This is a genomic window from Paenibacillus sp. FSL M8-0228 (assembly GCF_038007385.1).
In the GTDB taxonomy this organism is placed as follows: Bacteria; Bacillota; Bacilli; order Paenibacillales; family Paenibacillaceae; genus Paenibacillus; species Paenibacillus polymyxa_D.
The window spans coordinates 3,006,384-3,020,418 of record NZ_JBBOXA010000001.1 but is presented as its reverse complement, the minus strand read 5'-3'; the positions used below and the strand labels follow the sequence as shown (position 1 = coordinate 3,020,418).

Genomic DNA, 14,035 nt, shown 5'->3' with positions numbered 1-14,035 from the left:
TTTATAGATCTGTTGAGTTTATTGAAAGAGGAGAGTATCCAATGAAAAAGTTGTGGAGTAAAACGAAGATTGGAAAAATGGAGCTGCCACATCGTTTAGCAATGGCACCAATGACACGTAGCAGATCGCAAGAAGATGGCACACCGGGAGAGCTAACATCTCTTTATTATGCTCAACGAGCGTCAATGGGACTCATTATTACGGAGGGTACACAACCTTCTGATGATGGTCAAGGGTACTTATGGACACCTGGGATTTATACGGATAAACATATTGAAGGATGGAAAAAGGTTACCGATGCAGTGCACGAAGCAGGTGGATATATGTATATTCAGTTAATGCATGCTGGTCGTATGTCGCATCCTGATAATACACCACATCATCGCCAACCTGTTGCACCATCTGCAATCGCGCCTGGTGTAGAGATGTTTACTGCTAAAGGTATGCAGGAAATCCCCGTTCCCCGTGAGTTAAGTGTAGAGTACATTCAAACGACTATAGCAGATTTCCGGAAAGCAGCAGCAGCGGCTATTAAAGCAGGTGCGGATGGCGTTGAAATTCATGGAGCCAATGGTTATCTGATTAATCAATTTATCGGAGAAAACTCGAATACACGAACAGATCAATACGGGGGATCTATAGAAAATCGTGCTCGCTTTGCGATCGAATTAACAAAAGCCATCGTCGAAGAAATTGGAGCAGAAGCAACAGGCTTCCGTATTTCGCCAGGGACACCTCTAGGTGGGCTCCAAGACGGAGAACAAGGTCCTGAACTTTATCGCTATCTTGTAAAGGAATTAGCTCAATTGGATCTAGCTTACCTTCATGTCATGCATCTAGGAAATGAAAAGCTGCTCCAAGACATTCGCTCAATATGGACGAATCCATTGTTAGTCAATCGTGCAGGACGGGCTCTGGAAGATCTTAGCACGGATTTAGATAGTGGCCTTGCTGATATGGTGCCCGTTGGTGTGTGGTCATTAGCCAATCCAGATTTGGTGGAACGACTTCAAAAAGGAGCGCCATTGAACGAAGCAGACCCGACAACATTTTTTGGTCTGGGGAGTAAAGGTTACACGGACTATCCGACGATACGAGAATTAGAACCGCAAGAGGGACTACAATAGCAAAAGAGTGGAACATGGCGTACAACCGTAAATTGTACGCCATGTTTTTAGCCAATAGTTTCATGGTTATGCTATCTCCAAATTAGCAAAGGAAGAGGATGAATATGAGAGCAGCACAAATACAGAAATATTCAAAAAAAATCCAAGTGGAGTTAAATGATGTTGACATGCCACAGATCAACAACCATGAGGTGCTTGTCAAAGTAAAGGCAGCAGGTGTAAATCCACTGGATATCCTAAATTTGAATGGTAGTGTTCGGATGATTGCTGACTATAAGTTGCCATTAACTTTAGGAAATGAACTATCTGGGGTTATTGAAGCTGTTGGTGATGATGTTTTGAATTTTAAGGTTGGTGACCCTGTTTATACGAGGTTGCCGCTTAATAAAATCGGTGCTTTTGCCGAGTATGCGGCCGTAAATGAAGATGCTTTATCCATCATGCCTGAAAATCTATCTTTTATTGAAGCTGCTGCTGTACCCCTTACTGCCTTGACTGCTTATCAAGCATTGCACGATGTACTCCATGTCCAGCCGAATAAAAAGCTATTCATTCCTGGAGGAACCGGAGGATTTGGCGCTATGGCAATCCCCATTGCCAAATCACTGGGGTTATTTGTTATTACAAGTGGAAGTGAAAGAAGCAGATCACGTACAATGTCGATCGGGGCTGATCAGTTCATAAATTATAAGGCAGAGAATTATGCTAACATACTGTCCGAAATCGATTATGTGATCGACACCTTGGGGACCAAAGAGATCAAAGCTGAACTGGGTATTTTAAAACCACAAGGGAAATTGGTATCATTGAAAGCCGGACCTAATTATCGCTTTGCGGTTGACAATCATTTTCCAATGTGGAAAAAAGCATTGTTTGGTCTAGTGGGTGCTCGCTTAGATTCTTTAGCACGCAAGAATCAAAATGAATATCGCTTTTTATTTGTGCAAGACAATGGAAGTCAATTACAAGAAATCACTAAACTTGTTGAAAAAGAAAATATTAAGCCCTCTTTAGATTCAACTTATACGTTTGGTGACATTAACAAGGCGCTGATTAAAGTGTCGACGGGCCACTCTCAAGGCAAAGTGATTGTGACCTTCTAAGTAATTTCTAGTTCACATACTTTTCTATCGTGCTTCGGACTGCTCCGGGACCTGCCAGCATTTCATGAAACATGGCTTCAATCTTGTCGCCCAGACCAATTTCATATAATCGGACACCGAACAGTTTGTCATCTTCGAGGAGGCAGCGAACCTCGGAGGTCTGATCGCCCAGCTTCGTATTCTTCAAATATCCCTGCAACGTATCCAGTAACGGGTCCGGACTGAGTGTGAAGGGTTCTCCTTGATCATCCACTCCCAGCAAATAGCGACACCAGATCGCAATGGTCAAGGGAATAGCAGTCAAGTTCGTAGGATCAAGTCCTACTGTGCCAACATAAGACTTTATGGTTTCACCAAAACGGATGCTCATCTTTTGAGAGGTATCTGTTGCAATCCGCTGTGGCGTATCCGGAATATAGGGATTGGCGAAGCGTTCCTGCAATACCTCATCAATAAATGGTTTCGGTTGAATAATACCGGGATCAACTACAACAGGCAACCCTTCCTTGTAGCCGATAGTTTCCACCAGACGACGTAATGTGTGATCCTTCATTTCATCTGCAATAAGCTCATACCCAAGCAGACACCCAGCTAGCGCCAGCGCTGTATGCAGCGGATTGAGACAGGTAGTGACTTTCATCTTCTCCACTTTGTCCACTGTATCCCGATTCGTGAAAATGATACCAGCTTCCTCCAGTGCAGGTCTCCCGTTCGTAAACTTGTCTTCAATGACCAAATACTCGCTAACCTCAGCATTGACAAAGGGAGCCGTATACGTATGCCTGGAGGTAACGATTAACTCCATGTCGGCTAACCCCAGTTCCTGAAGAGCAGACTGTACTTGCAAGGAAGGGCGGGGGGTAATTTTGTCGATCATGGTCAGGGGGAAGGTTATTTTCTCCTCATTCTGCAGATAGTCTGCAAATCCTTCCTTTACCAGGCCTCTGCGAGTCCACTCCTTGGCGATGGCAATCATACTATCCTTTAACAGATCGCCGTTATGGGAGCAATTATCCATGCTCACAAAAGTCATTGGAAGTCGCCCCTTTAGATAACGCCGATAGGCAAGCGAAGTAGCTATGCTCATCACATGCGCTGGTTGTTCAGGGCCATTCATCAAATCCCTCTCTACAACAGCCAGATACTTGCCGTCGGGCCCGGTCAGAGCGTATCCTTTTTCCGTGACAGTAAAGCTGGCCATCTGCAGGGAGGGATTCTCAAATATTTCAATCAGACGGAGGTAGTCGTCTGGACGATTCTGTTCTGCCGCGATTTCCTCAACGATGCTTGCGACCACGCTCTTGTGAAATCTTCCGTCTGCACTCATCAGCACCAGTAAGGTTAAATTGTCGTAAGGCTTATAGGCTTTGTCGATCATTTCAAAATCAAAGGCTTCGGCTGCAATAATACCTGTATCCGCTTTCAAGTTATTCAGCAGTTGTTGCTGCGCATTGGCTATCAACCCTCGAAAAATATTGCCTGCGCCAAAATGCACCCATTGCGGTCTAAGTCGGGTGTTATGGGCTACAAGCTCCAGATCATATTTCGGCAATTCAATACCTGCTGCTTCCCAGGCCGCCTTATCTAAAAGGCCTTTCCGGTCAAGTTGGAGCATTTATTTCACTCCTTTGCCTTGAGCGAGACTATCCCAGACACCAAGTAAGTACATAACTCCCAGTGCACGGTCATACAAACCATAGCCTGGCCGACAATTCTTTTCTTCCCCCCATAGATGTCTACCGTGATCTGGACGTACATATCCCTGATAGCCGTTCTCGTGATAAGCTCTAACTATTTCCGGTACATCGACGCTTCCGTCCTTCCCGCGGTGTGACACTTCAATAAAGTCTCCATTCTCAAACACCTTGACATTACGAATATGCGCAAAATGAATACGATCATGAAACTCCCGAATCATGGCTGGTAAATCATTCTCAGGATTGCTTCCCAGTGAGCCTGTGCAGAAGGTTAGACCATTATATGGACTGCTCACTGCGTCTAGGATGCGCCGGATGGTCTCACGACTCCGGACAATTCTCGGCAATCCGAAGATGGGCCATGCTGGATCATCAGGATGAATGGCCATCTTGATGTCAGACTCCTCGCAGACCGGGATGATGCGCTCAAGAAAATACTTTAGGTTGTCAAACAACTTGTCTTCTGTGACATCCGCATAAGCAGCAAAAAGTTCATCCAGTCTCGCCAACCGTTCCGGTTCCCAGCCAGGCATGGTGAACTTCCCAGCTCCCTTGAGAATCCGATCCACCATTTGGCGGGGATCATCAGTAATGGCAGCCTTTTCATAAAAGAGGGCATTGGACCCGTCAGGCAGTTCCTTGTACAGCTCTGTTCTGGTCCAGTCAAAGACAGGCATAAAGTTATAGCAAATCACCTTAACTCCCACTTTGGCTAATTTTCGAATGGTGTCGATATAAATGTCAATATATTGATCGCGGGATGGTAGGCCGATTTTGATATCATCGTGGACATTTACACTTTCTACGACCGCCGAACTAAAGCCCTTGCTCGTAATCTGATCAGCTACCTCCTGAATTCGCTCCATTTCCCATACTTCACCAGCTACCTTATCATGTAAAGACCAGACAATGCCCATAACTCCAGGAATTTGCCGGATATGGTCCAGCGTAATATTGTCGTTGCCTTCTCCATACCATCTCCAGGTCATATTCATAACGATACCTCCCTGATTATATTCGTCTGTCTTGTATACAAGATTGAGTTGATCATAAATTATAGGGTTTGTTCTTGTCAATGATAATTATAAAGGGATTTATCACCTCAAAATGCTTTATAATAGTTCTAGATTTATAAAGTGAAGGTAGGAATGAAATGTTGACGAAAGAAGAAATCAAGCAGCTTTTGAAAAATGATATTTTGTCACTGACTTTAAAGCCGGGTACTCTACTGAGTGAGACGACTTTGTCAGAACGCTTCCAGCTGTCCAGAACTCCGCTACGCGATGTATTAAAGTGGCTTGCGCTCGAGTCCTACATTGATATTTATCCCAAGAAGGGGAACATTGTGTCCTATATTGATCTGGAGTCCGTTGAGCAAATTATTTACTTAAGAAGCGCATTGGAAAAGGAGATTATGAAGGAGCTTTCTTCGCAAATTACATTAAGCGATGTGCAGGAGCTGAGCGATATTCTGGACAGACAGAGAGCTGTGATCGAAGAAGATCATGCGACGGATCAATTTCTCAGTTTGGATGATCAGTTCCACCAAACCATGTTCCAATTGGTGGGGCGGGAGTTTCTTTGGCAGCTCATTCAGCAGTCAAATGTTCACTATATCAGATATCGCAAGCTGCATATGCTGGAAACAGGGAAGCTGATGGGCATCTGGCATGAGCACCAAGCTATGCTTGAATACATGCTGAATAAGGAAACAACCAAAATGGATGATCTGGTTCATCATCATCTTAGAGAGGATATCCATTCGCTCGATTTTCTTCGGAAGTTCGCTGATTATATCAAGAAATAAGGCGGCTAGCTTAAATTAACTTGTATGAATATTGAGGAAGTGGGGGAGTCATGGAGGCTGTTCTACGAGTTGGATATATCGGTGAAAGAGCGAGTAAGAAATGCGAGACTGCAGCAAAATTTATGGGCGGAAACGAGCTGGCCTTTGTCATTCCGTTTTTGCTCGTGAGTATTGTTATTTACCGTCAGGCGGTGGCCAAACTGGAGGAATTCTCACAGGAGTTTTCAGACTTGTATACATGTCAATTGAAAAAATACTGAAATATTTCTATGATTTAAGTGAAAAATGCCAGACCAATTCTAGATTATAAAGGGGGTAACCGTATGTGTAGATATGCAATATGCGGCCCATATAAAGATATCTTTGCCTGCTTTACCTGCAGGAAAGTATATAAGCAGACATCACGGTTTGAAATGCCGAAGGATGAATATGAACGGATTGTCCATGTCTGTCCGCAATGCCAGGCATCCATGCATGACATGGGTCATGATTTTCAGGCCCCGAAGCAAACGGATATCAAACAGTGGAAAAAGGTAGAGCTACTATATCAACAAGGATACACTTACCACTCCTGCGGCTGTGGTGGCCCCGGGTACAGACCCTCTCGGCTGATAGAGGTGCCTGAATTTCTGGAAACACAGCGAACGTTTGAGAATAAGGGAGAGGCGCTGCTGTACCGGCTTTTGCAAAGCTAGAACAAACGTATTTTGAAGCGTATCCAACAATTCGAAGAAGTCTACTCGTGGACAGGTTTTCTATCGGAATTTGTTTGATCGAGCAAAGCAGGTGTTGTAAGGTAGATCGACTTGGAATGAGATAATATTCTATGTCATGCAGCACCTGTCGGGTAATAAGAATTTCATCCCATTCATTGCTGCGAAATCGCGGCTTTTTTTATTTTAAGAAGTGATAGCGGAAATCAAAAAAGAACCTGGATAGTTTTATCAGGTTCTTTTATATTGCATATAAAACAGACACGATGATATAATCAGATTATCTTTTATAAAGATGTAGTAGACATAAATAACACATCTTACAATTAAATCTTACCATGCCGCTAAACTCTTGTCAAATGTTTTTTTCTCAATTTAATGGTTAGGAGAGATGTTGAATGAATTCACTGGTTCTCGATTTTCAAGAAATGGATAACACTCAGCTTTTGCTTGTTGGTGGAAAAGGGCTACACTTAGGGGCATTAACCAAAATGGAAGGAATACAAGTGCCAGAAGGGTTTTGTGTTACAACAGTGGGATATCAAAAAGCCATCGAACAAAACGAAATGATTCATGCTTTGTTGGATCGGCTAACTACGCTTAAAGTAGAAGATCGAGAACAAATTTATGAAATCAGCAAGAAGATTCGACAGGCCATTATGGAAGTAGCCATTCCTTCCGATGTTGTGAAAGCAGTTGCTCACTATCTCTCCCAGTTTGGCGATGAATATACTTATGCCGTGCGTTCTAGTGCGACCGCTGAGGATTTGCCACATGCTTCTTTTGCTGGTCAACAAGACACTTATTTAAATATTATCGGCAAAGAATCCATCTTGGAGCATATCCGCAAATGTTGGGCTTCTTTATTTACGGAACGCGCGGTAATTTACCGAATGCAGAATGGATTTGATCACAGCCAAGTTTATTTATCTGTTATCGTTCAAAGAATGGTGTTCCCACAGGCTTCAGGGATTTTATTTACCGCTGATCCCATCACTTGCAACCGAAAGCTGCTCTCTATCGATGCCAGTTTCGGACTTGGAGAAGCACTGGTCTCTGGCTTAGTCTCTGCCGATTGTTATCAAGTACAGGAAGGGGAAATCGTCGATAAGAGGATAGCAACCAAAAAATTGGCTATCTATGGGCGAAGAGAAGGCGGAACAGAGACTCAGCAAATTGATCTCGATCAGCAAAGGACTCAAACCCTTACGGAACAACAAATTTTACAACTGGCACGAATTGGAAGACAGATCGAAGAACACTTCGGCTGCCCCCAAGACATCGAATGGTGTTTGGCTGATGATACATTTTATATTGTCCAGAGCCGGCCGATCACCACTTTATATCCCATTCCTGAAGCAAATGACCAGGAGAATCACGTGTATGTATCTGTCGGCCATCAGCAAATGATGACTGATCCTATTAAACCACTGGGGATATCTGTTTGGATATTAACAGGTGCCACGCCCATGTTTAGAACTGGTGGCGGAAGGCTGTTTGTGGATATCACGATGGGCCTGGCTTCACCGACTGGCAGGCAAAATTTATTGGATGTTCTAGGGCACTCCGATCCGCTCATAAAAGACGCGCTTATTACCATCATAGAGCGGGGAGATTTTATAAAATCGGACCCATATGACACAAGCGAACCGGGGCCCGTTAAAAGCCATAAGGGTATGTCGTCTGCGGATATTCTGGAAGAAGCAGGAAACGACCCGGAAATTGTTGCTGTTTTGATTAAGAGTAGTGAGACATCGTTATCAGCATTAAAACATAATATCCAAACGAAATCAGGATTGGATGTATTTGATTGTATCCTGGAAGATATGCAGCAACGGAGGCAGCGAGCGTCAGAACTGAAAAATTTGAATGTGATTATGGCCGCCATGCATGCTTCAGCATGGATCAATGAAAAAATGAATGAATGGTTAGGTGAAAAAAACGTAGCAGACACACTTTCCCTATCTGTACCTAACAACGTCACTTCGGAAATGGGTATGGAGCTACTGGATGTTGCAGATGTGATTCGTCCCTATCCGGAAATAATTGAGTATTTACAACAGGTAAAGGATGATAACTTTTTGGATGAACTGGTTCAATTCGAAGGTGGGCAGCAGGTGCGTGATGCTATTGCTGTTTATCTCGACAAATATGGAATGCGATGTGCCGGGGAGATCGATATTACAAGAACACGCTGGAGTGAAAAACCAAGTACACTGGTACCTATGATCCTCAGTAACATCAAAAACCTTGATCCTGGCGCCAGTAAACGAAAGTTTGAGCAAGGGCGACAGGAAGCTTTGAACAAAGAACAGGACTTATTAGCCCGATTGAAACAATTACCGGGTGGTGAACAAAAAGCCGAAGAGACAAAACAAATGATCGACCTGATCCGGAACTTCATCGGTTATCGTGAATATCCGAAATACGACATTGTTAGTCGCTATTTTATTTATAAACAGGCTTTACTAAAGGAAGCGGAACGACTCGTACAAGCCAACGTTCTTCATGAAAAAGAAGATATTTACTATCTCGCTTTTGAAGAATTGCAGGAAACCATACGCACAAATAAACTGGATTACCAGGTCATCGACAAACGAAAAGATGAGTACAGATTATATGAAAAACTAACTCCGCCACGTGTTATCACGTCTGATGGCGAAATCATTACGGGTCAGTACAAACGAGAAAATATCCCTGCCGAAGCTATTGTAGGCCTCGCTGTTTCTTCGGGTATTGTAGAGGGGCGGGCACGTGTGATCCTGAATATAGAAGGGGCTGATCTGGAAGATGGCGATATACTAGTCACCGCCTTTACCGATCCTAGCTGGACTCCATTGTTTTTATCCATAAAAGGCTTGGTTACGGAGGTGGGTGGACTGATGACCCATGGAGCCGTTATCGCACGTGAATATGGCTTGCCAGCCGTTGTCGGAGTGGAGAATGCGACCAAACTGATAAAAGATGGGCAACGAATTCGCGTGCATGGAACCGAAGGGTATATCGAAATATTGTAATGGCTGAATACGCTAAGTAATAGCCTCTGTCATAATGGACGGTATTAAATGCAACCTGTCATGGATAAAAGGGCGATTATCCTGTCGTCCTTTTATCCATGACACAAAGTACCCCCCAAAAATATCAACTGATTTTAATTTTTGGGGGGAATAATTTAAGAACTTATTTATTTGATGATCGAAAAAACACATTATTTAATGTGTAACAATAATCAGGAACCTTTAGGAGTTATCAATGGTTCCCTTGCTGCGATCAACACAATGATTTATACATAGCTGATCCGATCTAAATCTCTTGTGCTGCTGTGTGATTATTTATGATCATCTAATTTATGCGTACATGCAGAGGAAGACACACCGAAGTGTTTTTATTCAACAAAATCCAAAAGTGATTTCTATGATGTCCTACGTTATTGGGGTAAAGTGACAGACTTGACTTGAGCAGAGGTATTTCCGTAAATATCTTTAGCCAGCACGAGAATATGCAGCGTATCGCCCTGGGAGGCACCATCCTGTTTATATTTAGTAGTTGGAAGCGTTGCTGACCAATTGGTTTTATCTTCTGTAATAACGACACGAATGCCATTGACATAAACTTTAAGCTGTGCGATATCGCTTTGATCTGTGACTGAACCTTCCAAAGCGAGAACATCATCCGTGATTGAAGCATTCAACTTAAGTTCAGGGGTTCCTGTTTCCTTGCGTTTAGAGGGTGGGAGAGAAGTTTGCGGGTTATAGGAAAACGTTTCATCCTCAAGAGCTGGCGTGCGTGCTGCAATAGGACGGTTTTTGGTAGCCTGCTCATAGGAATAAGCGTAACGAAGCAGGTCGTTATCGCTGTATGCGGCACCTGCCATTGTCAGATTAACGGGCATTCCGGTATCCTTCATAGCGCCCATACTCACAGACACACTTGGGATCCCGTACTCGCGTAGAATAAAATTCGTATTGGAGAAATAGTTGCCATTCTCCCAAGCCTCCTCATAGGATGTTTCATTCACATCGGAGTCAGCTTTACCGATATTCGAATTTGCCGGGAATACAATAAAATCAAGGTTGTTTTGCTTCATCCAATTTTCAAAATCAATCTTTCGTACATTTTCAAGCCCCCGTAGTCCTTCTTGAAACTGAGGAATTTGTTCGTAAGGGGTGACGCCTTTCTTTATGGTTTCAATAAATATGTCATAGTGGCCAAGGTCTCTGCCACGTTTGGCATCTACCGAACCGGGTGGATTCGGGAAGACGGTTGCAGGGTCTATATTAGCCCATGACGGGAAATTCGGATCGTCCACACTTTTAAGGAATTCCTCAGCTGCATAGGGATTAAGCAGCCCGAATTCCTTTTCAGCCCACTTTGCCGGCATTAAACCACGTTCTTCAGGTGTTTTCGCTGTTGCCCGGTCCTTCTCGCTGTTGGCCTGCAAGGGGAAGTCAACTTCCACAACCTCAGTTCCAAGAGCAGTTAAATCCTTTACAGCTTTTTCCCATAATGCCTGTATCGAAGGTCTGAATTTGATCGGAGTTGAGGTTTCATGGTCCTTACCGATATAGATTTTCGGAACGCCAATGCGTTTGCCTTGCAAAGCTTGAATATCTCGTAGTTCTAAATAGGATTTGGGACGGACACTGTTGACGGAAGGGAGCCGAACGGCTTTCTGTTCTCGCCAGAAATCACCCTTGGTAATCTTATCTTCTACAACGATCACGTCAAGCAAGCGGAGCATGTCCTCGACAGTCCTCGTATGTGGGACAACGACATCCCGTATAGGGAAGAGAGGCCAATTCCCCCGAATGGAGATTAGGCCTCGCGATGGCGTGTAGGCAATTAAACCATTGTTCGATGCTGGTGATCTTCCAGAGGATACCGTTTCTTCCCCCATGCCGAAGGCAGCGAAGTTGGCGGCTGTTGATACACCAGATCCGTTAGAGGAGCCGGAGTACCAGGCTGCAGCCAAATAATTTGGATTGTACGGACTTTCAGCACGGCCATAAACACCTCTTTGCATTCCCCCTGCTGCCATTGGCGGCATGTTGGTTTTACCAATGAGCACCCCACCGGATTTACGTATCTTCTCTACTGTAAAGGCATCGTCCTTTGACATCAGGTTTTTGAAAGCTGGAGATCCAGAAGCGACAGTAAGTCCCTTAACCTTGTAACTGTCTTTAACCGTGTAGGGGATGCCTTGCAGAGGCCCGGTTTTAATACCTTGCGCCCTAAGTTGATCAGCCTGAGCAGCTTCTTTTAGTACGTCGGGGTTCAGAACAGGGATGGAATTCAGTCGAATGCCACTAGAATCATAGGCATATACCCGGTTAAGGTACAGGGCGGTGAGCTCGACACTTGACAGTGCTCCTGACTTCATCGCTTCCTGCATTTGAGCAATCGTAGCCTCTTGCAATTGAAATGTGACTAGAGAGGAGGCGGGGTCACTAGTTTTACTAGAGGATGAGGGTGAAGGAGCGGCGGATGCAAGCGGGCATCCCGTGAAAGTTAAAATCATACCAACTGCAATCCATTTGCAATAGTTGCTGACTACATACCTTGTATTCGCTTTTAGCGTTCGTGCGTACATAGCATTTCACTCCTTAAAATTAGGTAGGATCAGGAATTTAAAAAGAGAGGGATGAGAAAGGCACTTTTATAGCATAAATGTTTCTAATTATACTACTTATTTTCATGTAGAATGTCAATTTTTGTAATGCACAATACAAAGAAATTCGTTACTTTTAAGTGTGAAATCTAGTAATCCATGATTCAGATTGTTGCATCATCGCTGATTCAAGTTTTGAAATGAAAACGACACCGTTTTGGTGCCGTTTTTTCGCGGGAGGAGGCAATAGAGGCTTAATTCTTACGTTTTAATTTATGACTTGATTCCTTTTTAACAGCTCCCATAATTGATCAGCCACATCATTTGGCGATTGAGGCATGTTATTCAGAATCCACCATTGCTTCAGAAACAAGTAAGGTTGAACGTTTGGTATAGGAATAGGTTAAAAACCGATTGGACATAATTAAATGTGTTGGTGAACGGTTCTGGAAGGAAATATATGCGTACATATCATGACATTTTAATTCCTGCACCAATGAATAAAGAGTAATTTTAGTAGGTAACTTTGTGTCAATGTACAACAGAAGTCTACATTATCTATATTTACATATGTACAAAATACGGGTTTTGTGAACATGTATAAAGAAAACCGTATAACAGCTTGGCTTTAGCGGCGTTGTTGTACATTTGTACATTGACACAAAGTTCCCTACTTAAGCAGTTTAATCGGAATTTTGAGTAACTTAGTTTTTTTCTCCAAGCGAATGAGGTGATTTTTTTATTATCAAACTAAGTAGGAAACTTTGTGTCACTTATTTGACGAGCCCTACATTACTTATCCATATTATTAACCGCATTTCACATTTCTTCATCTGTTAAATGTGTATAGATCATGATTGTTTGTATTGAGGAATGTCCTAATTGGTTCTTCAATCTAGGCACATCATTGCTCTCTAAGTGGTAACGCGTTGCAAATGAATGTCTTAGAGAATGCACGATTAATGCTGGTTTTCCAAAAGCTGAAGCATACTTTTCAATTAGTTTTTCAATGGATCGCTGAGTTAAACGTCGGCTTTTTCCTTTACGACCTATGGGAGCTGCAATAAACAAAAAGCTTTCATTTTTTTCTGGGATATATCTGGATTCTCTAATCTGCAATAAGTAACTCAAAGTTCGCATAATTTTGTAATCTCGAATAAATTTATCTTTTTCATTTGTCCTTGCTTAATGATGCTTATGAAACAATCGTTTCTGTGAGCATCATATCCAAAAAGGCAAATTAACTTATATTTCAATCATTTCCAAGAATTATGGTGTATTAGATTATTTAGATTACGACGTCTCTCCCAATTCACTTGCTCTAGGATTGGTTTTGTAGGATAAAAATCCGTATAACCTAATGAAACCAAAGCAATAGGATCAATATGTGGTGGAATATTTAGTATTTCCCGTACGTCTGTTTTCTTGTAAAAACTCACCCATCCCATAGCTATTCCTTCTGCATAAGACGCCAACCACATATTTTGGATACAACAGGCGACGGATAGAATATCTGTTTCAGGAATAGAATTTCGCCCAATTACATGTCCCCCACCTCTAGTTGGATCACATGTAATACAGATCGTTATAGGTGCTTCCCTTATACCCTCTAATTTTAACGAGAGAAATCTTGTCTTTTTTTCATCTTCATAGTGTATGGACAAGGCCTGTATTTCTTTATGACATGCATACGCCAATCGTTCTTTAACTTCTTGAGAGTCAATTACAATAAAATCCCAAGGTTGCATAAAACCAACGGAAGGTGCATGATGACCAGCCATTAATATGTTGTTTAACTTATCTTTGGATATGGGTTTTCCATTAAATGATCGAATATCTCTCCCTTCAAAAATGGCTTTAAATATTCCTTTTCTTTCATTATCATTTAACAATTTAATTCCTCCCTTAAAACAAAAATCCCCAGAATGCGCCAGTACTCAGATTATTATGACAGGGTTTCAGGTTCAAGTTTACATTGAA

General features: G+C 42.7%; 10 protein-coding genes and 1 pseudogene. 6 read left to right on the top strand and 5 right to left on the bottom strand.

The window, feature by feature from the left end:
• The first annotated feature begins 41 nt into the window (after positions 1 to 41).
• Together MKY98_RS13295 and MKY98_RS13290 are read left to right on the top strand one after the other, a co-directional pair.
• The gene (locus tag MKY98_RS13295) at positions 42 to 1,127 is read left to right on the top strand and encodes an alkene reductase (protein WP_069011843.1); all 1,086 of its coding nucleotides are present in this window, start codon (positions 42 to 44) and stop codon (positions 1,125 to 1,127) included.
• A gap of 104 nt (positions 1,128 to 1,231) precedes the next feature.
• Entirely contained in the window at positions 1,232 to 2,230 is a 999-nt protein-coding gene (locus MKY98_RS13290) for an NADP-dependent oxidoreductase (RefSeq protein WP_069011845.1), read from the top strand.
• 7 nt (positions 2,231 to 2,237) lie between these two features.
• On the opposite strand, the gene MKY98_RS13285 is transcribed toward MKY98_RS13290, so the two are convergent.
• The gene (locus MKY98_RS13285) at positions 2,238 to 3,845 is read right to left on the bottom strand and encodes a mannitol dehydrogenase family protein (protein ID WP_069011847.1); all 1,608 of its coding nucleotides are present in this window, start codon (positions 3,843 to 3,845) and stop codon (positions 2,238 to 2,240) included.
• On the bottom strand, positions 3,846 to 4,922 hold the full coding sequence (uxuA, locus tag MKY98_RS13280) for a mannonate dehydratase (RefSeq protein ID WP_029515187.1): 1,077 nt from the start codon (positions 4,920 to 4,922) through the stop codon (positions 3,846 to 3,848).
• Positions 4,923 to 5,080: 158 nt separating this feature from the next.
• Here uxuA and MKY98_RS13275 point away from each other — a divergent pair, with 158 nt between their 5' ends.
• The 4 genes from MKY98_RS13275 (at position 5,081) to ppsA (ending at position 9,464) form a co-directional block, all read left to right on the top strand.
• Positions 5,081 to 5,734: a GntR family transcriptional regulator gene (locus tag MKY98_RS13275; protein WP_029515188.1), complete on the top strand. Its 654-nt coding sequence runs from the start codon at positions 5,081 to 5,083 to the stop codon at positions 5,732 to 5,734.
• Positions 5,735 to 5,784: 50 nt separating this feature from the next.
• Complete coding sequence (locus tag MKY98_RS13270; RefSeq protein ID WP_029515189.1) at positions 5,785 to 5,994, top strand: hypothetical protein; 210 nt, start codon at positions 5,785 to 5,787, stop codon at positions 5,992 to 5,994.
• A gap of 63 nt (positions 5,995 to 6,057) precedes the next feature.
• A complete protein-coding gene (locus tag MKY98_RS13265) occupies positions 6,058 to 6,429 on the top strand; it encodes a hypothetical protein (RefSeq protein WP_029515195.1) in 372 nt (123 codons plus the stop codon).
• A 416-nt stretch (positions 6,430 to 6,845) separates the two neighbouring features.
• Positions 6,846 to 9,464 carry a phosphoenolpyruvate synthase gene (gene ppsA / locus MKY98_RS13260; protein WP_341010954.1) on the top strand — a complete coding sequence of 873 codons (2,619 nt, stop codon included), beginning with the start codon at positions 6,846 to 6,848 and terminating at the stop codon, positions 9,462 to 9,464.
• A 410-nt stretch (positions 9,465 to 9,874) separates the two neighbouring features.
• Here ppsA and MKY98_RS13255 read toward each other — a convergent pair whose 3' ends face one another.
• The 3 genes and pseudogenes from MKY98_RS13255 to bluB all read right to left on the bottom strand — a co-directional run bounded on the left by MKY98_RS13255 (position 9,875) and on the right by bluB (position 13,947).
• Positions 9,875 to 12,037, bottom strand: coding sequence for an amidase (locus tag MKY98_RS13255; protein WP_069011849.1), 2,163 nt, complete (start codon positions 12,035 to 12,037; stop codon positions 9,875 to 9,877).
• Between the two features lie 837 nt (positions 12,038 to 12,874).
• Positions 12,875 to 13,177 (bottom strand): annotated as a pseudogene (locus MKY98_RS13250) (tyrosine-type recombinase/integrase); the annotation flags it as partial.
• Between the two features lie 134 nt (positions 13,178 to 13,311).
• Positions 13,312 to 13,947 carry a 5,6-dimethylbenzimidazole synthase gene (gene bluB / locus MKY98_RS13245; protein ID WP_069011851.1) on the bottom strand — a complete coding sequence of 212 codons (636 nt, stop codon included), beginning with the start codon at positions 13,945 to 13,947 and terminating at the stop codon, positions 13,312 to 13,314.
• Positions 13,948 to 14,035: the final 88 nt, after the last annotated feature.

Bases quoted from the DNA above. Each gene is read 5' to 3' on its own strand.
- MKY98_RS13295 (WP_069011843.1), top strand. From the start codon at position 42: ATGAAAAAGTTGTGGAGTAAAACGAAGATTGGAAAAATGGAGCTGCCA.
- MKY98_RS13290 (WP_069011845.1), top strand. From the start codon at position 1,232: ATGAGAGCAGCACAAATACAGAAATATTCAAAAAAAATCCAAGTGGAG.
- MKY98_RS13285 (WP_069011847.1), bottom strand. From the start codon at position 3,845: ATGCTCCAACTTGACCGGAAAGGCCTTTTAGATAAGGCGGCCTGGGAA.
- uxuA (WP_029515187.1), bottom strand. From the start codon at position 4,922: ATGAATATGACCTGGAGATGGTATGGAGAAGGCAACGACAATATTACG.
- MKY98_RS13275 (WP_029515188.1), top strand. From the start codon at position 5,081: ATGTTGACGAAAGAAGAAATCAAGCAGCTTTTGAAAAATGATATTTTG.
- MKY98_RS13270 (WP_029515189.1), top strand. From the start codon at position 5,785: ATGGAGGCTGTTCTACGAGTTGGATATATCGGTGAAAGAGCGAGTAAG.
- MKY98_RS13265 (WP_029515195.1), top strand. From the start codon at position 6,058: ATGTGTAGATATGCAATATGCGGCCCATATAAAGATATCTTTGCCTGC.
- ppsA (WP_341010954.1), top strand. From the start codon at position 6,846: ATGAATTCACTGGTTCTCGATTTTCAAGAAATGGATAACACTCAGCTT.
- MKY98_RS13255 (WP_069011849.1), bottom strand. From the start codon at position 12,037: ATGTACGCACGAACGCTAAAAGCGAATACAAGGTATGTAGTCAGCAAC.